The 21,422-nt window shown below is 50.1% G+C and carries 22 protein-coding genes; 5 read left to right on the top strand and 17 right to left on the bottom strand.

Annotation, left to right across the window (positions count from 1 at the left end):
* Positions 1-110 precede the first annotated feature (110 nt).
* Positions 111-944, top strand: a complete 834-nt coding sequence (locus tag AC4QZR_RS13135; protein WP_494481324.1) for a helix-turn-helix domain-containing protein — start codon at positions 111-113, stop codon at positions 942-944.
* Between the two features lie 61 nt (positions 945-1,005).
* Here the strand turns inward: AC4QZR_RS13135 and AC4QZR_RS13130 are convergent, their stop codons facing one another.
* The 14 genes from AC4QZR_RS13130 to cphA all read right to left on the bottom strand — a co-directional run bounded on the left by AC4QZR_RS13130 (position 1,006) and on the right by cphA (position 12,915).
* On the bottom strand, positions 1,006-1,632 hold the full coding sequence (locus AC4QZR_RS13130; RefSeq protein WP_494481323.1) for a class I SAM-dependent methyltransferase: 627 nt from the start codon (positions 1,630-1,632) through the stop codon (positions 1,006-1,008).
* A gap of 77 nt (positions 1,633-1,709) precedes the next feature.
* On the bottom strand, positions 1,710-2,129 hold the full coding sequence (locus tag AC4QZR_RS13125; protein ID WP_494481322.1) for a Fur family transcriptional regulator: 420 nt from the start codon (positions 2,127-2,129) through the stop codon (positions 1,710-1,712).
* Positions 2,130-2,138: 9 nt separating this feature from the next.
* Positions 2,139-3,086, bottom strand: coding sequence for a cation diffusion facilitator family transporter (locus AC4QZR_RS13120; RefSeq protein WP_494481321.1), 948 nt, complete (start codon positions 3,084-3,086; stop codon positions 2,139-2,141).
* Between the two features lie 469 nt (positions 3,087-3,555).
* Complete coding sequence (locus AC4QZR_RS13115; RefSeq protein WP_494481320.1) at positions 3,556-3,879, bottom strand: 2Fe-2S iron-sulfur cluster-binding protein; 324 nt, start codon at positions 3,877-3,879, stop codon at positions 3,556-3,558.
* Positions 3,879-4,892 (bottom strand): NAD(P)/FAD-dependent oxidoreductase, encoded by a 1,014-nt coding sequence (locus AC4QZR_RS13110; RefSeq protein WP_494481319.1) that lies wholly within the window; start codon positions 4,890-4,892, stop codon positions 3,879-3,881. Before AC4QZR_RS13110 ends, AC4QZR_RS13115 begins: the two co-directional genes overlap by 1 nt.
* A gap of 141 nt (positions 4,893-5,033) precedes the next feature.
* Positions 5,034-5,312 (bottom strand): hypothetical protein, encoded by a 279-nt coding sequence (locus tag AC4QZR_RS13105; RefSeq protein WP_494481318.1) that lies wholly within the window; start codon positions 5,310-5,312, stop codon positions 5,034-5,036.
* A gap of 11 nt (positions 5,313-5,323) precedes the next feature.
* Positions 5,324-5,614 (bottom strand): hypothetical protein, encoded by a 291-nt coding sequence (locus AC4QZR_RS13100; protein WP_494481317.1) that lies wholly within the window; start codon positions 5,612-5,614, stop codon positions 5,324-5,326.
* Positions 5,615-5,664: 50 nt separating this feature from the next.
* Complete coding sequence (locus AC4QZR_RS13095) at positions 5,665-5,952, bottom strand: hypothetical protein (protein ID WP_253406283.1); 288 nt, start codon at positions 5,950-5,952, stop codon at positions 5,665-5,667.
* Between the two features lie 43 nt (positions 5,953-5,995).
* Complete coding sequence (locus AC4QZR_RS13090) at positions 5,996-7,237, bottom strand: hypothetical protein (protein ID WP_494481316.1); 1,242 nt, start codon at positions 7,235-7,237, stop codon at positions 5,996-5,998.
* Between the two features lie 49 nt (positions 7,238-7,286).
* Positions 7,287-7,625: a potassium transporter KefB gene (locus AC4QZR_RS13085; RefSeq protein WP_494481315.1), complete on the bottom strand. Its 339-nt coding sequence runs from the start codon at positions 7,623-7,625 to the stop codon at positions 7,287-7,289.
* 81 nt (positions 7,626-7,706) lie between these two features.
* The gene (locus tag AC4QZR_RS13080) at positions 7,707-8,015 is read right to left on the bottom strand and encodes a winged helix-turn-helix domain-containing protein (RefSeq protein WP_116544321.1); all 309 of its coding nucleotides are present in this window, start codon (positions 8,013-8,015) and stop codon (positions 7,707-7,709) included.
* 7 nt (positions 8,016-8,022) lie between these two features.
* Positions 8,023-8,646 (bottom strand): hypothetical protein, encoded by a 624-nt coding sequence (locus tag AC4QZR_RS13075; protein WP_494481314.1) that lies wholly within the window; start codon positions 8,644-8,646, stop codon positions 8,023-8,025.
* 533 nt (positions 8,647-9,179) lie between these two features.
* Complete coding sequence (locus AC4QZR_RS13070; RefSeq protein WP_494481313.1) at positions 9,180-10,145, bottom strand: isoaspartyl peptidase/L-asparaginase family protein; 966 nt, start codon at positions 10,143-10,145, stop codon at positions 9,180-9,182.
* A 127-nt stretch (positions 10,146-10,272) separates the two neighbouring features.
* Positions 10,273-12,915 (bottom strand): cyanophycin synthetase, encoded by a 2,643-nt coding sequence (gene cphA, locus AC4QZR_RS13065; RefSeq protein ID WP_494481312.1) that lies wholly within the window; start codon positions 12,913-12,915, stop codon positions 10,273-10,275.
* A 339-nt stretch (positions 12,916-13,254) separates the two neighbouring features.
* Between cphA and AC4QZR_RS13060 the strand changes: the two genes are divergently transcribed.
* Positions 13,255-14,142, top strand: coding sequence for a hypothetical protein (locus AC4QZR_RS13060; RefSeq protein ID WP_494481311.1), 888 nt, complete (start codon positions 13,255-13,257; stop codon positions 14,140-14,142).
* 49 nt (positions 14,143-14,191) lie between these two features.
* Here the strand turns inward: AC4QZR_RS13060 and AC4QZR_RS13055 are convergent, their stop codons facing one another.
* A complete protein-coding gene (locus AC4QZR_RS13055; RefSeq protein WP_253406290.1) occupies positions 14,192-14,539 on the bottom strand; it encodes an STAS domain-containing protein in 348 nt (115 codons plus the stop codon).
* Positions 14,540-15,023: 484 nt separating this feature from the next.
* Between AC4QZR_RS13055 and AC4QZR_RS13050 the strand changes: the two genes are divergently transcribed.
* The 3 genes from AC4QZR_RS13050 (at position 15,024) to glgP (ending at position 18,795) form a co-directional block, all read left to right on the top strand.
* A complete protein-coding gene (locus tag AC4QZR_RS13050) occupies positions 15,024-15,680 on the top strand; it encodes a response regulator (RefSeq protein WP_253406291.1) in 657 nt (218 codons plus the stop codon).
* 152 nt (positions 15,681-15,832) lie between these two features.
* A complete protein-coding gene (locus tag AC4QZR_RS13045; RefSeq protein WP_494481310.1) occupies positions 15,833-16,702 on the top strand; it encodes a pirin family protein in 870 nt (289 codons plus the stop codon).
* 446 nt (positions 16,703-17,148) lie between these two features.
* Positions 17,149-18,795 (top strand): alpha-glucan family phosphorylase, encoded by a 1,647-nt coding sequence (gene glgP, locus AC4QZR_RS13040; RefSeq protein ID WP_494481309.1) that lies wholly within the window; start codon positions 17,149-17,151, stop codon positions 18,793-18,795.
* Between the two features lie 100 nt (positions 18,796-18,895).
* On the opposite strand, the gene AC4QZR_RS13035 is transcribed toward glgP, so the two are convergent.
* Positions 18,896-20,548 carry a M28 family metallopeptidase gene (locus AC4QZR_RS13035; RefSeq protein ID WP_494481308.1) on the bottom strand — a complete coding sequence of 551 codons (1,653 nt, stop codon included), beginning with the start codon at positions 20,546-20,548 and terminating at the stop codon, positions 18,896-18,898.
* 231 nt (positions 20,549-20,779) lie between these two features.
* Positions 20,780-21,409: a hypothetical protein gene (locus AC4QZR_RS13030; RefSeq protein WP_494481307.1), complete on the bottom strand. Its 630-nt coding sequence runs from the start codon at positions 21,407-21,409 to the stop codon at positions 20,780-20,782.
* Between the last annotated feature and the right edge of the window lie 13 nt (positions 21,410-21,422).

The following is a 21,422-nucleotide window of genomic DNA, read 5'->3' as shown; positions in this document are numbered from 1 at the left end:
AAAAGGGAAATTGTTCAGGGGTATTAAGGTATAATATTGGAGCGCAACCGAGAAGTTGAGCTAATGAATTACGCTCTCACACTAAAACTTTGCTTATTATCAGATAGCCTATGAATCCGGACAAAGACCTGTTTCTGATTAGCTCGCTCGAAGCACCCTTACAGGTATATTTTGAAAGTCCTTTCCGGGAAGACTACTTTGAGATTGCCTGGCTGAAAGATGAGGAGCCCATCCATTTTATAAAAGAAGATTCTCTCCGCATCAAAGGAGACTGGATGTACCTGATCCCGGCAAACCGCTCTCCACGCCCCAGAAAATCCGGCAGAAAAGGGACACTTATCGCCTTTCATAAATCGGTGCTCGACTACGAGGTAAAAGAATTTTCGCTGGACGTGATCAGGCTTTTTCTCGGCAAAGGCGCTGGAAGTTTCTCCACCATCTTGCTAGAAGAGGACATGGCCTATACACTGGAGGCCATCCGTCAGGTCCTGGAAGGCGAATATGAACAACAGCAAAAGAATTTTCTGGTGCTTAAAGCATTGCTGAAGGCATTTCTATTGAAACTGATGCAATATAAAACGCAGACTTTAACCCGCCAGGGCCTAAATGAGAAGCGGGTCTATCATTTTCTGCTACTGTTGGAGAATCATTTCAGGGAAGAGAAATCAGTGGCATTTTATGCCGATAAACTGAACATCACACCCAAGCGTCTGAACCAGATATTGAAGCAGAATATCGGGAAAACGATTACGCAGTTGTTGCAGGACCGCATCGTAGTGGCGGCTAAACAGGAACTTGTCACCAGTGCAAAGAATATACAGGAAATTGGCTACAGCCTTGGTTTTGAAGACAGGTCGTATTTCAGCAGGTTCTTCAAAAAAATGAGCGGGCAGACACCGGAGCAATTCCAGAAGCAGGCAAAAGAGCGGATTTTTCCTGTTTAACGGTGTAGGGCAAGGTGTCTGCTGAACTATACCTCCTGTAACTTGTTAGACGGAGGCATTCTTATTTCTGACATATTATTTGCCAGAATTTTAGAGAGGGTCTGTTTCCCATATTTTCGACTGGTTCATCAATCTCCTTCGATTCTATTAGTCCATACCTGCCAAATTCTTTTTCAACAGCATTTGAACCATAGAAGAATAATCGTACGCCATGCCTGGTCTCAAATCTGTTCTTACTTACTTCTTTCCCACTCCCATACATTGCATCATTTTTTGAAACTGCCACAAAAACCATATAGCCATCTGGCCTTAGTTGTTTGTAGCAATCGTCAATCAACTTGATCCGCTCCTCTTCATCTAGCAGGTGAATGAGGGCGTAGCAGAAAATTCCATCATATAATTCCTGGTCGAACGGCATAGCGCTGACAGGTCCATGATGTATAGTTATGTTACTTCCGTAATGCTTGCGGGCCAGGTGGATGGCAGTTTCTGAGATCTCAATTCCGGTTACCTTGAATCCGGCATCGATGAAGGGCTTTGCATTTCTGCCGTAGCCAAAGCCTGGAATCAAGATTTTTTCAAGATGATGTTCTTTAAATAATTTCAGGGTTGCTTGGGCAGCATCCGCAGGCTCAAATCCCCACATCGTGTTTTTGTCCCTAAAGCTTGACTCCCAGAATTCTGTCATAGCATTTTCTTTAAATTCGAACTAAATGGGTGTCTCTCTAATGTTGCTAAGTTGAGGGCTGTCGATCCGCAATACGATTACAAAGTTTCATCAAGGCAGTTTTCACAAATGCCTTTTGCAAATAGCCGGACTTCGTCAATTCTGAAATCACCTTTGATGTTCTCCTGCACTACGATATTCTCCTTGCAGGTGGTCTGCTTGCATATTTTGCAGTAGAAATGCAGATGCCAGTCTTTATGGGTATGTTCATCACATTCATCACTACACAGTTTATACTTCGTTGTCGCGTTTTCCTGAATACTGTGTATGATGCCCTTTTCTTCAAAAGTTTTTAATGTCCTATAAATTGTAATTCTGTCTGCATAATGAAGCTGTTCCTCAATTTCCGATAACGATAAGGCTGCCCTCTGAGCAGCAAGAAAATCGTAGACCAAAATGCGCATACTTGTTGGCCTGGTGTTTTTTTCGGTCAGTTTAACTTCGGTATCCTTCTGCATTCGAGTTTCTTAGTGATGGTGGTGGTGTGCGGCTGGCTCTGCTTTTGCAACGCATAATACTGAATTATCGTGCAGATGATCAGCTGTTTCCAATTGTATCGTCACATGCTGAATATTTAAATGCTCCAGATCGTGCTCTATTTTCCGAAGCATCGTTTCACTTTCTCCAATAGACATTTTTTCATCTACAATAGCGTGGCAGGTTAGTGCATTCAGTCCGCTTGTGATCGTCCAGATATGCAGGTCGTGAATGCCGTTGATGCCTTCAGTTTTCAGGATTTTTTCTGTTACTTTTTCGATCTCAACATTTTCCGGAGTGCCCTCCATTAGTATATGAACTGAGGATTTGGTAACCAGATAACCACTTCGCAATACCAATAAGGAAACAATGACACTTGCCAAAGGGTCTGCCCATGCCCAACCAAAAAACATAATAACCAGAGCTGCTACGATGGCACCAACCGACCCAAGCATATCACTGATGACGTGCAGGTAAGCTCCCCGCATATTCAAATTGTCTTTCACATCGCTGCCGCGCATCATAATCCAGGCGACAAGCGCATTTACCATCAAGCCTATGAATGCAATGATGAGCATACCAGCCGACGCAATTTTCGTTGGGTTTTGAAACCTTTCGATAGCTTCATAAATGATATACCCTGAAATCAGTATCAGTGTCGCTCCGTTAATAACGGCAGCTAAGATTTCGAATCGTTTATAACCATAGGTTTTGCTATAGTCAGCTACCCTGCTACTGAATTTAAAAGCCATCAGCGCGATGAACAATGATACCGCATCACTTAGCATATGTCCGGCATCTGCTAACAGAGCAAGGCTGTTGGTAAGCAATCCGCCAATAACCTCTATTACCATATAAGCCGAGATAATGACCAGGCTAATGGTTAAGGTCTTTTTATTGGCGCTATGCGAATGGCTATGTCCGTGGTCGTGTCCCATACTATTTCCTTTTAAATTGATGTCACAAATTTAGCCCAGGGGAGAGTGCAATTCTATTGCAAACTTTTTCCTTGAAGGCGAGTATCAGAGGCGCTATTACCAGCATTATTTGATCGGCTTATCGGGTTAAGCAAAAAACCTGTCTTAGAAAGGTATGACGAAATTATCGTCTTCTGGGCAACCTCCATTGCATTACTTACATCGGCTGGTGTCAATGATGTACCGTCATGGATCCCGTCCCCAACCCATACAACGGTTTTGACTTGCTGTTTGAGTCCTTTTCAATATCAGCACTGCGCTGTGGCAATACTTCTGCTTTGAGTGTTTGATGCTCGTTTGTAGGGCAGTAGCTTATGCGGCGGCTTCGTAAATGCTAGTGCCAAGGTATAGCCAAACAAAAAGCCATACCCTTTACAGGTATGGCTTTCCGGTTTTTCAGGTATAAGGTATAGCGCTTAAGGTATAGCAATTAGGCTTCCGGCATCAGGCGCACTACCAGGCCATCGAGTTCTGGGTTGACGCGCAGCTGGCAGGAGAGGCGGCTGGTTGCCGTGGCGTGGGGCAGCGTTTCAAGCATATAAGCCTCGTCATCGCCGGGCTCAGGCAGTTCCCCGCTTTCGAGCACCTCTACATGGCAGGTAGCGCAGATGGCCATACCGCCGCAAATGGCAGGCACGTTCAGTTCGTTGGCCTTCATCACTTCCATCACCGAAAGTCCCATGTCCGTCGGAGCTTCCAGCGTCACGCGGCTACCATCAGGCAACTCTACGTGAATGTTGATCAGATCCTCCATTAGCTTAGCTCCTGTATGCCGTTTACGGTGGTATACTTCAGCACAAACTTCTTATCAGGGTATATAATGTTGTAAGCGCTCTGCGCCATCAAAGCCGACTCATGAAAACCGCACAAGATCAGCTTGAGTTTGCCCGGATAGGTGTTGATGTCACCGATGGCGTATACGCCCGGTATGTTGGTGGAGTAGTCTACGGTGTTTACCACAATGGCGCCCTTTTCCAGGTCCAGTCCCCAGTTCTCAAGCGGCCCCAATTTTGGCACCAGTCCGAAAAGCGGAATGAAGTAGTCGGTCTCGATCTGATACTCGGTCTGGTTATCGATGAGCACAGTTACACCGTCCAGTTTGCCATTGCCCTGCACCTGCGTCACGTTCGACTTCAGCAGCAATTTAATTTGTCCTTCCTCAGCCAGGGTCAGCACTTTCTCAGCCGATTCCGGCGCTCCCCTGAAGGTAGATCCACGGTGTACGAGTGTAAGCTCTTCAGCCACACCAGCCAGGTAGATGGCCCAGTCCAGGGCAGAGTCGCCGCCGCCAGCCAGGACTACTTTCTTACTGCGGAAAAGCTCCGGGTCGCGCACCATGTACGTCACGCCCTTTCCTTCAAAGCTTTCGAGGCTTTCGATGGCTGGTTTGCGGGGCTCAAAAGAACCTAGTCCGCCGGCTATGGCCACTACCTTACAGGCAATCTCGGTGCCTTCGGAAGTGCGCACAATGAACGAGCCGTCCTCCTGCTTGTCGAGTTCCTCCACGCGCTCACCCAGCGTAAAGGTAGGGTGGAAGGGCTCAATCTGTTTCATCAGATTGTCAACCAGCTCACCGGCCAGTATCGACGGGAAGCCAGGTATATCGTAGATCGGTTTTTTAGGGTAGATCTCGGCCAACTGGCCACCTACCACCGGCAGGGCATCTACTACGTGGCAGCGCATTTTGAGTAGGCCTGCCTCAAACACTGCGAACAGTCCCACAGGTCCTGCGCCCACAATGCATATATCGGTTGTTATTCTGTCCATTTAAAATTGTCTTTTGATCAATCAATTTTCTACCGTAAAGATACGGCCATGTGTCAAGCATCCATAGCAATTTCTGTTATAAAATGGGGCGGCTCACAGCATCTGCCATAAACCGCCCCATTTCTAATACGCCAGATGTTATTACATAAGCGCTTTATCCAGCATATCGCCGAGGTCGCTCACGCCTAGTGTGAACATAAACAAGACAATGGCCAGCATAATTTTAACCACCACAGGTATAGAGAAGTTCAGATGCCGCTTCAGGTATGCATTGGTCGGAGGGAGATAGACGAGCGAGAGCAGCAGGTATACGAGCCCGGGCACAGGGTGTACCAGCACAAGGTTCAGGACACCAACGGCTGCGACTACCAAGCCGAAAAACCAGCCGAGTAGGGGAAAAGTTAAGGTATGAGTTTTCATGATGCTGCTGTTTAACTACCTGCAAACGGGGTTCCGAAAATGCCGACAGCCAGCTCTGCCCAGACAAGGAATAAGACCAGCAGAATGATGCCAATGATGACGAGCCGGGATTCAGTGTTTTTGACTTTGCGAATCACCAGTTCCGCCATAAGTCCCGTGCCGAGCAGCAATATACCCATGACTACAAAGTCAAGCAGGTCCCAGTCTACCTCGTTTGTGAACTGCATAGCGATGAGGGGGATAAGCAGCAGGCCAACTACTGTGAGCACTATCCCCAAAAGTCTTTTGTTTTGCGTTACCATATCTGTTTTGTTTATGATGAAAATACTTTGTTTTTCTGAATTTTGAAATGTTAAAAGTCCATCAGCATCAGGTCGATCTTATCAAACAATTCAGCCACACCCAGTGCCGACCAGATGATAAAGATTCCCAGGATGACTTTAGCTGCCCATGGAATAGAGAAGCCTGTTGCCTCCCGCAGAATAGCGGTCATGGGAGGGAAGAAAGCGAACGACAGCAGGATAACGAACAGGCCATAGCCGGCGTCGTTGCCCCAAAAAGTATTGATGAACCCGATCGCCAAGAAGAGGAAGCCAAACAGCCAGCTGACCACACTCCCGATTTGCAATGTTTTTTCCATGATGTGTTTTTAGTTTTATGATGAAGTGAGATTTTACTACTTATTATTCGAACCCGAAAATCAGGGGAAAGAGGAATACGACCACAACGGTCCAGACGAAGTAGACCGGAATGTAGAGCACAATGGACCGCCCTACTTCAGTGATGGCCGCCTTTCGGGTGGCGGATTTGTAGAGCATGACCGTGACGATGAGCAGGTGTACCAGCATGAGCACATTGCCGCCCATCACAGCCACTCTGTTTGGTGTGATACCCCACTCCGAAATGCGGAACGAAATAGCCGACAGTGCAATGCCATTCACGACCACTGTCACCACCGATAGCATGAGCAAAACCCACACACCCGAAGCATTTCCCGACTTGTTAGAGCTCTCGGCCACCGAAAAGAAAATCAGCGCCATTACCCCGATCAGGAGCACATTAAACAGCAGCAGGAATTCGCGGTCGTTGTAAGGATCTTTGCCGGAGTAAATGATGGCCCCCAGGTAGATGATCAGCATCACCAGCACCAGCGGACTGAAGATCTTGGCAATAACCGGTGACACTTTATTGACCAGCTGCGGATTGTTCTGTGTCAGGTAGGCAGCGATGATGGGAACTGCCGGCAAACCAAAGGCCACAATGTATTCAAAGTAAAATTCCTCGATCCGAAGCCCGATCAGCGCAAATAAGCCAATCGTTATACCTGTCATCATGCCTCCGGCTATCACCAACAGCGCCGACATCACAGCCAGGTCGCCGTTGAAGCGCAGGTAGCTGAGGCGCTTGTCTGCCAGATGGAGTTCATCTCCCGCATACGATACTCCCAGCAGCACCCAAAGTAACAGCGGCAAATGAATGCAGGCCAGCACTAGGGTATCGCTTTGGTTGTCGGGTAGTAGGTTGATGTAAACGAGGCACACGGCCGTAATGCCACTGATAAAAGCGATTCGGTTTACCGGCAGGTTGTTCCGCCAGGCGAAGTAGGCCATCAGGGGCGGCAGCACAAAAAAGCTGAGGTTGCGCGGGTAGTAAAAGTCCTCGCTGATCGGGAAAATGACCGGCAACTTAACGAGCATACCTGCTACTAGCGCAGCGATCACAACAAACAAAAATTCCCGGTTGAAGCGCCAGAAAACATCTTCTGCTTCGTAGTTCAGTCGTTCGTACCAGAAGCCAGCCAGCGCAGTGTCCTGTACCTGCGGGTAAATGCCACTGAACTCCTGTTTAAAGCCTGCCTTATTGGACCGGTACAGCTTCTCCAACTGTTCGGGGTTATTAAGATGCGATAGTATTTGCTCTTTCATGGGGTTATACCTGTAAGGTTTTTTATCGGAATAGATGCAATGAAATGGTCTAGTGCCACAGCGTTCCGGCCAAACCCAGCACAGAGCCAAGCCACAGACCAACTACATAAATCAGTACACTTAACACCACCGCGATGCCCTTGTGTAGGCCGAGACTGCGGTGATAATGGAGCAGCATGTAGTTAATGAAACCGCCAAGTGCACCGGCCATTGGAACGATAAGCAGTGGCCGCAGCATCCAAAGTTTACCCCAGGCCGGGTCAGGCGACTGAACACCCGCCAGAAAAAGTGCGATCAGGGCTAATCCGAAGGCGGCGCCTGTCAGGGCGCGTCTGCCAGCCGCGGCAGGCTGCACAGGTTGGTTTTGATATTCGTTTTGCTGTACCATGTTACTGCTGTGTTATAGTTTATACGTGTTTTTGTTCGTTAATAAAGTACTTTGAGGTTCAAAGTGAAGAGACAAAAAAAATTAATCGCTCTGTCTGTTATTCAAAATCAGTTGCTCCAAGGCATCCAGGTGGCTTTTAAAAGCTTCCCGACCGGCATCCGTGGCCTGATAAGTGGTGTTGGGTTTACGGCCAACAAACTGTTTTTCTACTTGCAGGTACTTGGCTTCTTCCAGCGCCCGCAGGTGACTGGCCAGGTTGCCATCGGTCAGTTGCAGGGTTTCTTTCAGGGTATTGAAGTCCACCCTGTCGTCTACCAGCAGCACCGACATAATGCCCAGCCGTGCCTTGCTTTCGAAGGCTTTGTTTATATTTTCCAGATACTCTTTCACAGGTCTGCTAGCGTTCGTATTTAAAGTACACCAGCGCGCCATACACTATGTGCAACATACCAAAACCCACGGTCCAGAGCATCAATCCATAGCCGACAAACACACTGGCTAACAGGCCAAGAATAATTTCAATGATGCCCAGATAACGGATATCGCCTAAGGTATACTTGCTGCCATTGAGCAGGGCCAGGCCGTAAAAGACCAGCATGGCCGGTGCTACCAGGTATAGCAAATTATGGTACAGCAGTATGGCGCAGAACAAACCACCAGTGGCCAGAGGTATAGCCAGGTTCAGGAGCAGTCGCTTCGATTGGTTGTCCCAGGTGCGCTGGTTCTTCTTGCGGGCATTGCGCGCCGTAAAGTAGGTGGCTGTGCTAAAAGCCAGTGCCAATACCCCAACCCCTACCCCCAGCACAAAAAGAACGTTCTCACGACTGAAATTACTGGCCAGATCGTTGTAATAATTGATGTTGTGCTGTGTAAAATACCACTTCACCAATGCAGCACCGGCAAGTGCCGACAAACCTGCAAATACGCCCGACAACCCACTTAGGGAGATAAAGCGGGAGGAACGATCCATAATGTTGCGGATCTCGTGCAGGGCTTCTAACTGGTCTTGCTGCTGGTTCATGTTAAAGTACTTTGAGTTTCAAAGTTAATACAGGTTTACGTAAAGTCAAGACATGAGGATAAATAAATTTGAAGAATTTAAAGAGAGTATGGAATTAGCCTAAACTAAGGAAAGAGCTTTCAGGTTTGAGAAAGCGAACTGCTGGTGCGAGCTTATAGCTCGTACTGCTCATCTTATGTCAATGGTAACTGCGTGGAGGGGGCAGGAGCTATAAACTCGCGCTAGCGGGCTATGCTTTTCGGGACGTTCATGTTCCGAAGCCAACTGTTTGTGATGTCCACATCCCCATGTGCCACTGAGTGGTTCACGTGAGTCTGTAGCCCCGCATTAAGATTCGGATTGATAAATCCGAATCAGCAATACCAGTCAGAATCAGTTACACCTAAATATTTTATACCTACTCAAAGCTGCTATACTTAATCTAATAAACTATACCAATGCATGTCAGCTATACCTGTCCCGAAACTAAAAAGCATTGGCCGTACACCCTGGTATCCAGCCAATGCCTAGAAGGTATAGCCCGTCGTTCCAGACTATTTTTCCATCTCTTTTAGCTTAACAGGCTTCCTGAGCCTTTCTGTCTCCCACAAGGCCACAAAGGGCTCTTCATCAGCGGCCCAGTAACCTCGCTTCATAAAGCCGGTGTTAAACCCAAATGCTGCTTTACCGGTACTATCCATTGCCAGAATTCCCCGGTCACCCTCCAGTTTATCGGCATGCAACTCGATGGCTTTGTCAGTTGCTGACTGCAACGAGTTGTCGGCATACTTCATCATGGCATATACCTCGTGCGCGAGCACACCACGCATGATCGCCTCGCCTTCACCCGTGCAGCTTACGGCGCATACTTCGTTGTTGGCAAAAGTGCCTCCGCCGATGATCGGTGTATCCCCGACGCGGCCTTTCATCTGGTCAGTCAGACCACCAGTGGAAGTAGCGGCTGCCAGGTTGCCGTTGATGTCCAGAGCAACGGCGCCTACTGTATCAGACATGGAGCCGGGCATTCTTTTCTTCTCGGCCTTTTCCTGTTGCTTGTCAAGCCAGGCCTCTCTTTTCTCAGGCGTCACGAAGTACTCCGGCCCTTTAAGTGGCAGGTTGTTGGCGAGGGCAAATTCCTCGGCGCCGGTACCTACCAATAGGCAGTGCTTGCATTTCTGAAGAATCACCTTAGCCAGACTGATCGGGTGCTGCACATAGCGCACACCGCCCACAGCCCCGACCCGAAGGGTATTGCCGTCCATAATAGCGGCGTCAAACTCCGTCTCTCCCCGTTGTGTCAGGCTTGCGCCCCGTGCGGCATTGAACGCCGGGTTCTGCTCCATGCTGTTGACTGCCGCTTCCACAGCATCCAGGGCGCTGCCGCCTTTTTCCAGCACGTTGTACCCTTCTTTCAGAGCGTCTGCCAAACCTTCTCTGTATGCTTCTTCCTTTTCCTTGTCAAGCTCGCTGGGCTTCACTGTTTCCGCCCCGCCATGAATTGCAATCGCAAATTTTTTCATAGTTGTTCATTTTAATTGGATCTCTGGTAATGTGAGGCGCTCTTTTCTGGTTTTATTTGTTTGTACTAAAATGCTTCAGCGGCTGCCATCTGGTTCTAGATGCAGCCGCTGAAGGGGAGAAAATGATTTAGAATGAATCCTGCTCGAGCGAGGAAATATGCCGGTGCTGAATGATGCGGAAACTCTCCACCATTTTTACAGAATCCGGAATGTCTTCCGAGAACAGGGCGATGAAGGAGCCCTCCGGGGCATATTCCATGGCATGGGCCAGGGCACGGCTTTCCTGGTTAATCTCCGTCAGTTTCATATCAGGCTTCACCGACATGATGCCCTGCTTAAGCAAGCCGTTGATCTCATCTCCGGTTCTACCCCGCAAGTCCTTGTCCTGCCGGATGATGATCTCATCAAAGGTTTCGGCTGCAATCCGTCCGATCTCGATGGTGTCCTCTTCCAGACGATCTCCCACACCCGCTATGATGCCAATCTTGTAGGAGGCGTGCACATTGTCGATAAAGTCAGCGATGGCCTCCATGCTCGCAATGTTGTGGGCATAGTCGATGAGCACTTCGTAACGGGGCAGCTGGAAGAGGTTCATGCGACCAGGCGTGGTCTCCGCTGAAGGTATAAACGTGCGCAGGGCTGTTCTGAGCTCAGCTATCTCGAAGTGGTTGATATACCCTGTCAGCGCAGCCGCCAGCACGTTCTGGATGTTAAAGCGGGCCCGGCCCCCAAAGGTCAGCGGGATGTCGGCAACGCGGTCTACCCGTATCTTATAAGTGTTCTTGAAGATGGAAATATAACCGTTCTCGAGCACCGCGGCCAGTCCGCCTTTGCTGATATGCTGCAAGATGCGCGGGTTGTCCTCATTCAGGCTGAAGAAAGCTACTTTGCAGGAAAGGCCGGTCGCCATTTCGTACACCAGGTCATCATCCGCATTAAGCACAGCATAACCATCGGGGCATACGGTGCGCGGCACCACAGCCTTCACCTCGGCCATATCCTCTACCGTGTTGATGTCGCCCAGCCCCAGGTGGTCGGCCGACACGTTGGTGACGATGCCGATGTCGCACTGCCGGAAGGCCAGGCCGGTGCGCAGCATACCGCCCCGCGCGCATTCCAGCACTGCGTAGTTCACGGTGGGGTCCTTGAGCACAAACTCACTGCTGTACGAGCCGGTTGTATCCCCTTTGATGATCTTCTTGTCTTGTATGTAAATGCCGTCGGTAGTAGTATACCCAACCTGGAAGCCTTTAAACTTGAGCATATGCGCTACCAGGCGGGTGGTGGTGGTCTTACCGTTGGTGCCCGTAATGGCCACAATAGGTATACGGGTTGGACTGCCGTGCGGGAAAAGCATGTTGATGATCGGCTCGGCCACGTTGCGGGGCAAACCTTCGGTCGGAGAGATGTGCATGCGCAGGCCGGGAGCGGCATTCACCTCGATTACAGAACCTCTTGTCTCGGGCAGCGGGATGGCGATATCGGTCGTCATCACATCTATGCCACACACGTCGAGCCCGATGATGCCGGCAATGCGCTCGGCCATGAGCACATTGTAAGGGTGTACAATATCCGTCACGTCAGTGGCCGTACCGCCGGTGCTCAGGTTAGCCGTGCTTTTCAGGTATAGCACTTCGCCGGCTGGCAACACTGATTGCAGCGTCAGGCCTTTGTCCTTGATCAGATTGCGGGTATGCTTGTCGACTTTGATATGCGTGAGCGCCTTTTCATGTCCTATACCTCTTCTGGGGTCCTTGTTCACTTCCTTCACCAACTGTTGTATCGTCGAGATGCCGTCGCCGGTGACCATGGCGGGCGTACGTCTGGCGGCTGCAGTGAATTTGCCATTGATGACCAGCAGGCGGTAATCGTCGCCGGTGATGAACTGCTCTACCATCACTTTTTTGGAGTAACGCTGTGCCTCAATCAGGGCACGCATAGCTTCTTTCCAGGTATGGATGTTGATGGTAGCGCCCTTTCCCTGGTTTCCGTCCAGCGGTTTTATGACCACAGGGTAACCCAGTTCATCTATAGCGGTCTCCATTTCATCGGCATCGATCACAATGCTGCCGTGCGGCACAGGTATACCTGCCTCCTCCAGTATCAGCTTGGTAGCGTTTTTGTTGCCGGCGTTCTCTACCGCAAAAAAGGAGGTTCGGGAAGTCATGGCCGCCTGTATGTGCTTTTGGTGGACGCCGTACCCCAGCTGGATAAGCCCGCTGCGATGGTTGTTGATATACGGTATACCTCTGCTCACGGCTTCCGACACAATCGCCTCTGTGGTCGGACCAAAGTACTCGTCTTCCCTGATCTGGTGCAGTTTAACGATGTCCTGCAGGATACTGGGCTTTTTGCCCTTGGCCATCAGTTCGGCAATGCGCACTGCGGCATGGGCTGCATACTCACCGGCACGTTCCTGCTGATAGGAAAAAAGCACATAGTCCACGCCGGGTGCGGGACCGGCATAGCGCCTTCCGTAACCACTGTCCATGCCGGCCAGCGTCTGTAGCTCGAGTGCAATGTGCTGCACTACCTTGCTAAACGTAGTGCCTTCGCGCACGAGCTTGAAAAAGCCACCGGGTGTTCCTTTGGTAGAGCGATGCTCATACATACCCGGGAAAAGCTTTTCCAGCCGCTCCGGGAATTGAGGCACTTCATTGGTGAGAACATCCTGCAGGCTTTCCAGGTCAAGCTTCAGGACAATAATTTTAGGATGCTTGATGGACCAGTAGTTTGGTCCACGCATGATCCTCATTTCAAGTATTTTCATTGCTTTCAAGCTTCAGGTTAGAGCCTGTAAAAAACAGGTCGCAGGCCGCTAGGGCTATGCTTAAGATTTGTACGGATAAGGCGGCGATTGGGAGAACGTTAATGCAGCAAATAGAGCCTGATATACTTTAAAATGAGTAGTTCAGTCAGGAATGAGTAGTTCGCCAAAATAAAAGGTGGTTAGTACAGGCTCGCCTTCCGTATTTGTACGCCTTTTAGTAAAACGACTACCCTAAGCCTGCCAATTTAAAAACCCCTGCCTCCTTAGATCGTTTAATAAGTGCATGTTTTGTATAAATCAATATTTAATAAATCATATAATACTATTTAATACAACGCTATGGCAAGAGATTATCAGGATGACTATGGTGGGGAAGGTTACCCGTCTCACCAGGAGAACCAGGGTTTTTTTGACCGGGTAGGCGATAAAATCAGCAGTGCGTGGGAGCGTATAAGGCGCGATGATGACGACCAGGGTCACAGCCGCAGTGCGCATTACCCTTACTCAGGAGAAAGTGATCGCGGAGGCTACCGCTCTTCTGCTTACGGTTTGCGGGATTCCGGAAGCCATGAGCAGTACAGGGGTTACGGGCAATCCCAGCTGGGCAGGTATAGTCCGCAGCATTCTGAAGGCAGCAATTACGGGGAAACTTCCCGATCCGGGCAGGGCTGGACCAGCAGCGGTTACAGTGGCCGTATGTCTGATTACGGAAGCTCTTCGCAGCAGCGCGGGCAGTCACAGGACTATGGTTTTGCATCCTCGCAGGGGAGCGGGTATGGACGAAGCGGTTCCCCTTACGGAGCTGGCTCCAGCGGGGGTGAGTATGGCGCTTCCGGGCAGGCAGACTATGGCAGCACACAGCGCGGCTACGGTAGCTCGTCTGGCTACGGGGATTCATCAGCAGGCTACGGCAGAAGCTCTATGGGCTTTCCGCGTGGCTCTGACTACGGAAGTGGTGGCTCGGGTTCAATGGGGGGCGGCTATTTTGGAAGCGGGGCAGGACCCTGGAGCGGTGGACCTTACGGCGACACTGGCACCGCAGGCTACAGAGCGGGCAGTGGCTCGCAGCGCAACGTGGGCGGCAGCTCGGGGCCGGGAACACAGGACAGTAGCAGCTCCAGGGGTAGCACAGTTGGCTACAGTAGCTCTGACTATGATTATTCCCGCAGGGAGCAGCTGCGCCGGGGCCAGCCTGAACAAGGCTACGGCAGTGACTGGGACAGATAATACTCTTCAAATAAAAAGTAAAAAGGGATCGCATGCAGCGGTCCCTTTTTTATTTGGCAATCATCTGCCTGGCGTCTTCTACAGTTTCTGCCGACTTGATCAGGCGGTCGAGGCCCAGGATCTCAAACACGTTCCGGATTTTAGGTGGCATGTTCACCATCACCAGATCCATCTCCTTTAGGTTGCAGGCCTGAAAGGCAGCCAGCAGCACACCAAGTCCGGCTGAAGAAATATAAGTCAGCTCACTGCATTCGATCAGCACAAAGCCCGACGAGGCAGCAATTGCCTCTTCCAATGCATTGTCGGCGTATACAGACGAACTGGCGTCAAGCTCTCCCTTGAATCGAAGCAATGCCCCTTTGCCAATCGTATCTGTCGTCACGCTAAAAGTTTTCATCTATCGTTGTTTTCTTCTCTTGATCAATCGCCGGCTTTTTGGGCCGTTCATATCCCGCTATAAAGCGATTAGTTTGTGTTATTGCCTTTCATACGCAAAAATGCAACTCAGGCTGTCTCGCTTAAGGTGCGCATGCTTTCAAAGGTATAAGAAAAATCTTCCTTTCAATGCTATTCTTACCAGTCTGTGACCACTTGATGTTTAATTCCGAATATAATCGTAGTAAATACGTATACGATTCCGTAGTAAATACTGAATTTTTGCTATTGCATCTGTTTTAAGTGTCATGTAGGGCAGGCGCAATTGTACATTCAGTTATTTATGATGAAAATTGTTGGCAAAAGGGTAGTCTGGTTGAATAACCTTTAGGCCGGCTGCCTTCTATTCGATCTTCTTCATAGCATGCCCGGCTTTTTCTACTTTTCTTGACCATAAAACTGCTGGACGAAGAGGTTACTTGTGACCTATGATTCAAACTTGAAAAATGATAAACCTTATAATCACGGATGACCACAAAATAGTACGCGATGGCTTGAAAGCACTGTTGAAAGACCATGGTGCTGTGCGTGTGGTTGGTGAAGCTGCCAGTGGTAGCGAATTGCTCGATCTATTGCCTGAAGTAGAAGCTGATATTGTGCTGATGGACCTCAGTATGCCAGGAATGGACGGTTTTGATACGGCAACCCAAATCTTTGACCGGTACCCAGATCTGAAAGTGGTGGTGCTCTCGATGCTAAGCCACGAAAAATACGTGAACCAGATGATGGAGCTCGGCGCTTCAGGCTACATTCTGAAAAATGCGGGTAAAGACGAATTGCACTGTGCCCTTCAACTAATTGCGCAGGGTTGCCGCTACATTAGTCCGGAAGTGACGCTGGAACTGCTTCGTAAAATAAAGCAGCTGCCAATCGAGCGGCCCGCATCAAACGGAAATGAGGAGGAGCACCGCGAGCTCTCTAAGCGTGAACTGGAGGTTCTTTCCCTGATCGGAGAGGGCTTTACTAATGCCGAGATCGCCGATAAGTTGTTTACAAGCAAGCGCACTGTCGAAACCCACCGGCAAAACCTGCTCGACAAAACCAAAGCCCGTAATACGGCGGCGCTTATCAAATACGCCTTGCAACGCAGGCTGATTTCCTGAGATAGAAAAAATTTCTGATGTAGCCTAAGCACTGCTTATCCTGGCGCTTTTGTCGGAAGGCATGGCGCTTCGCAGCTAACTTCTGGGTATGGCAAAGTCCCCTGGCTTTGGTATCTTCGTATTCTGAAATGAAACCATTGCCCCAGAGCGCTATGCAACAGAATCGAACCGTCGCACGACTACTTTTCGCTGAAGAAGCAGACATGGGCGACCTGCCGCTACGGCAGCCACTGCCCACCCGTCAGGTAGAGCAGCAAGATCCTTTTCTGCTGTTGCACCATCTTACCACCACTATCCAACAGTCGGATTACCCCTATAAGCTTGGGGTTGATCCGCATCCACACCGTGGTTTTTCGCCAGTCACGTTTGTGTACCAGGGAGGCGTGCACCACCGCGACTCGCGTAGCAACGACAGTGTGGTGTGGGCCGGTGGCACGCAGTGGATGAATGCCGGACGGGGCATTGTGCACAGCGAACGCCCTCCGCGCGAAATGCAGGAGCAGGGGGGAGTGCAGGAAATTGTGCAGCTTTGGGTGAATATCTCGAGCAGGCTTAAGATGGAGCAGCCTGCTTATTTCGCCCTGCAAGCCGAAGATACTCCTACGATCTCTGAAGACGAAGAACGCGTGCAGATTGCGGTGGTGGCAGGAGAATACAACGGCACAAGAGGACCCGTCAGGACGCCGAGCCCTGTGATGGTGCTGCGTCTTACCTTACAGTCCGGTGGGCGTTGCTATATACCTATACCTGCCTATCACAACGCCATGCTATACCTGCTGGACGGTCAGGTAACATTGGAAGGCTTTGGCCTGATTGACGGCCTGCACCTGGCGCTCCTGAACCGAGATGGCGAAACCTGCACTATAACTGCCCGCCAGGACACACGTCTGCTATTGCTTTCCGGAAAACCGCTGGACGAGCCACTGGCCATGCACGGGCCTTTTGTGATGAACACCCAAACCGAGGTGATGCAGGCCATGCGCGATTATCAGATGGGCAAGATGGGCATGTTGTTCGAATAAACGGAGAAGAGTAAAGTTTACCAAAGAAATTTCACTGTCAGCTATATAACGGAACTGATCTGCCCGGAATATTGAACAGCGTGGTTTAAGAAAATGCTGTTGGTAAAATAAACATGTATAACGCAGCCACAAAAAAGGCTCTCCTGATTGGGAGGGCCTTTTTTGTGGGGTAGATTTTGCTCCTGAGAAATAAACTGTATCACTTTGGCCGTGTTATAAGTATATTGTACTTAAGCTTTTTCGGGCATAAGGTCGGTTGCGACTCTTTTGATGATGCTGCATCACAGCGGCAATCGCTCGAAAACGGCATACAAGCAGTAGAATAGGTAATATTTTCAAATTTTGATGTATTATGCTGTTCGCTGCTTTCATTTTAGTACATAGCAGAGCCAGGGGCAAGTGCCACAGCAAATCTCTGTAGAAAAATAAACAAGTAGCATTTAATTATGACAGTATACAACAAGTGGTATCATCCTTACGAGATCAACGAGAAGTATCAGAAGCGCGTGGCCTACTTCAGCATGGAGTTCGGTATTCACCAGGCACTTAAGACCTATTCCGGGGGGTTGGGTTTCCTGGCTGGTTCGCATATGCGCAGTGCGCACGACCTGCGCCAGAACATGATCGGCATTGGTATACTCTGGAAATACGGCTACTACGACCAGACCCGCAACGACGACCAGACCATGCGGGTGCAGTTTCAGAAAAAGTACTATGCCTACCTGGAAGACTCCGGCATTATGGTGACGGTGAACGTGAACGGCCACCCCGTAAAAGTGAAAGCCCTGGTGCTGCGTCCCGAAGTGTTTGGCACAGTGCCGATGTATTTCCTGACCACCAACATTGAGGAGAATGATCACTTGGCCCGTACCATCACTTTCCATTTGTATGACAAAGAGCCATCGACCCGCATTGCCCAGAGCATTGTGCTGGGTATAGCCGGAGCCAAGGTAGTAGAGGAACTAGGCGGCGCTGACTTATACCATATGAACGAAGGGCATGCCCTACCGCTGGCCTTTTATCTGCACGAGAAATTCGGCAACGCAGAGGATATGCGAAAACGCATCGTGTTTACGACCCACACACCCGAAAAAGCCGGCAACGAGGTACACGACATTCACCTGCTCAACAAGATGTCTTTTTTTAACAATACCTCCCTGGAGGAGGCACGCCGCATGACAGGGATGCACGGCAATTTCTTTGACTATACCCTGGCTGCCTTACGGATTGCTCGAATTGCCAATGGCGTATCGCAACTGCATGGCCAGGTGGCGCGCGACATGTGGTACGAGAATGAAAATGTGTGCGAGATCAAGGCTATCACCAATGCACAGAACGCCCGCTTCTGGATGGATAACACCATGAGGCAGGCGCTGGAGCGCGACGATACCCAGGCCTTGGTGCAACGAAAGACTGACATGAAACAGGACTTGTTTGAAATTGTGGCTGACCAGACCGGCAAACTTTTCCGGAAGGATGTGCTCACGGTGGTATGGGCCCGTCGCTTTGCCGCCTACAAGAGGGCTGACTTGCTGGTGCATGATATCGAGCGCTTTTTTGAGATGATTTCAAATAAGTCACAGCCCGTTCAAGTGATTTGGGCCGGTAAACCTTACCCATTCGACGAGGGCGCTGTGAGTGTGTTCAACAGCCTGGTCAATCTCTCTTACCAACAAAAAAACTTCGCTGTGCTGACTGGGTATGAAATTAGCTTGTCCCGTAAACTGAAGCAGGGAGCTGATATTTGGCTGAACACGCCGCGCCGTCCGCGCGAAGCCTCAGGAACCAGTGGCATGACTGCCGCCATGAACGGGGCCGTAAACCTTTCGGTGTTGGATGGGTGGTTGCCTGAGTTTGCCCGACACGGCGAGAACAGCTTTGTGCTGCCGGTAGTAGATACCAGTTTGCCTGATTCGATGCAGGATGAGATTGACCACAAGAACCTGATGCGCATACTGGAGAATGAGGTGATTCCGACGTACTACAACGACCGGGGTAAGTGGATGAATGTCGTGAAGCAGAGCATGCGCGATGTAATGCCTTTCTTTGACTCAGACCGCATGGCGCACCAGTACTACGAGCAGATGTATTAATGCGAATGATTTTCCTGATAAAGGAAATTATAATAAGTGCACAAACAAAAAGCGCTGTCCCTTCACAGGGACAGCGCTTTTTGCTTAGGTATGGCCTTGTTTAGTTGGCTTGTCTGCCGAAGCGACTCCCGAAGAAATCGCCTTGCTTCCAGCTTGGCCGTTCAGTTGCATTCGCTACCTGGTAGCTAATCAGGAAATTGAGCTGCACATACCTTTTGCCGGCATCAAAATCGAAGGTGCTGGTGACTTCGTCCTGTGGCAGGTGGTAGTGCACCTTGCGCCACTGCTCCACCTGCTTGTTGAGGTTGTTCAATCCGTCTTTGGTCTTGTTGCCATACTTGATGTGCAAGGCAGGTATACCCTGCATCACAAAGCTGTACTGGTCGCTTCGGATAAAGCGCATTTGCTCCGGCTCCGGGTCTTCCTCCACCGTCATACCCAGATGTCGCGCGGCATTGGCCACTTCATTTTCCAGCGTAGAGTGATTCGCGCCCAGTCCCACCACCGACAAAAGCGGCGCGATGATGGTCGGCATATCGGTGTTTATGTTAGCTACGATCTGCTCTACAGGAACTGTTGGGTAGCGGGCGAAGTAAGCGGAACCCAGCAAGCCCATTTCCTCGGCAGTTACCATCACGAGCAGTACGGAACGCTTCGGTTTTTCTTTCAGTCTGGAGTAGATCTTTCCGATCTCGAGCACGCTGGCCACACCGGAGGCGTTGTCGTGGGCACCGTTGTAGATGGAGTCACCGTTTACGGGGCGGCCTATGCCTACGTGGTCGAGGTGGGCGCTGTGTACCACATATTCGTCTTTCAACTGTGAATCAGACCCGGTTATTTTGCCGATCACGTTGTGGCTATCAAAGTCGTTGTAGTTGGAGGTATAGCTAGTGCGCAGGGTATGGGTGAGTGGAGTAGAAGCAGGCTTGCCTTGCTTCAGTTGCTCGCCGAGTTTGGCCATTTCTATACCTGTTCCTTTTAGAAGCTGTTCAAAAGTAGCGGCGTTGATGTTGGCCAAAACGCCGATCTTGTCAGACACATAGTTACGCGACACAGCTACTTTCCCGTTCGGATCCATGACGCTATACGTACCGCGCGCCAGGTTGGCAACGCCCGCCTTCGGGTTATCTGTAGCCACAATTACGCCTACGGCACCTTTTTCGGCAGCGATCTTGAGCACTGTCATCATGTCGCGGCTGTAGGCCGAAACGGTAGAAGGAAAGCTGGCAGGAGCACCGCGCATCACCACCACGATCTTGCCGTTCACATCTATACCTGCATAGTCGTCGTAGCCCAGGTCAGGCGCGCTGATGCCGTAGCCGGCGAATACCAGCGGAGCTTCTATGCTCACCTTAGGCTCTTCAGCATGTGGGTATACCGAGAAGTCCTTGTTGTAGGTCAATTGTATTTCTGAGCCCATCGAGTCGGCTAGGCTCATGCTGGCCTCTTTGCCCGGAAATGACTGGCGCAGGCGTACGAGTTGCAAATAGGTGCCATTTTCACCGCCGGGTTCTATACCTGCTTTTTGGTAATGCTCCACCACATAGTCCACCGCCATCTGGTAGCCTTCGGTGCCGGGCTTGCGACCCAGCAGACGATCATCAGCCAGGTATTGGATGTGAGCTTTAATATCGTTTGGCTTTACTTTTTTAAGCGATTTTTCAACCGGTTTGTCAAGCGCCAGCTTTTGGGCGGAGGCACTCCCTTGCAGCAAAAGACCACAGGAAAGGGCCAGAAAGAGAAAGCGTTTCATTCAGATCAGTTTGGTTTACTCACCAAATATAAGGGAAATGTAGGTATAGCGCCTAACCTATACCTCTTGCTGAGGTATAGGTTAGGCGCTGAGAACTATTTTTTGCGTGATTTCCTTCGCTCTGCCCACCGCAGGTATAAGGTCAGCGTTGTCAGCAAAGACAGGAAGAGCAGCAGGCTCAGGATTTTCATACCCCAGGATTTGCTGTTTCAGAGAAGGTATACGGTTTTTTTATCCGGCTTTCGCTTCTTGCTGATGCGCCAGGTAGCTGGTTAGTTTGTCCCACTGCAGCCCCTGGAACCCGGCCCAACCGCCTTCTGCGATCAGGGTGTTCAGCACGGAGCGATCACCGGACTCTCCCTGGTTGTTGATGTATTCATTCCTGCCAATTTCGGAGGCAATCAGTCTGGTACCCTGCAGCTCCACCCGAAAAGTACTGCTGGCCTCTTTGGTGAAAAAGTGCTTGGTAACTGCCTCTTCCTCAGCCGGCGGATTGGGCTTTTCGCTGGGATGCACCGTGAACTCCGCCAGGTTGTCCTCCTGACGGATACTGGAAACATTCACCCAGTTCTCTACATTGGAGGCAGGTAGCGTGATCTTCACGAAGTACCCGATCTGCGGTATATCCGCCATCGTTTTCTGCCCACTGTTATCGTAAAGCTCGAAGGTAGAATTGATGCCTTCCAGCTTTGACCACAAATTTACGTTGAACAGCTTTCTCTTCGACTCTTCAAAAGCCGCCCGCGCACTGGCTACATCCGGGTAATCCTGTTCGTTCCGGTACTGCTTGTCCTTCGATTCCTCGCCCTTCAGGACCTTTACTTCTTCTTTTACTTTATCGACTATTTTCTTGATGCCCATAATGTCACGTTTT

The organism is Pontibacter sp. YIM B11418, from assembly GCF_059278805.1.
The sequence above is the reverse complement of the archived record's forward strand: the minus strand, read 5'-3'. Positions and strand labels throughout refer to the sequence as shown.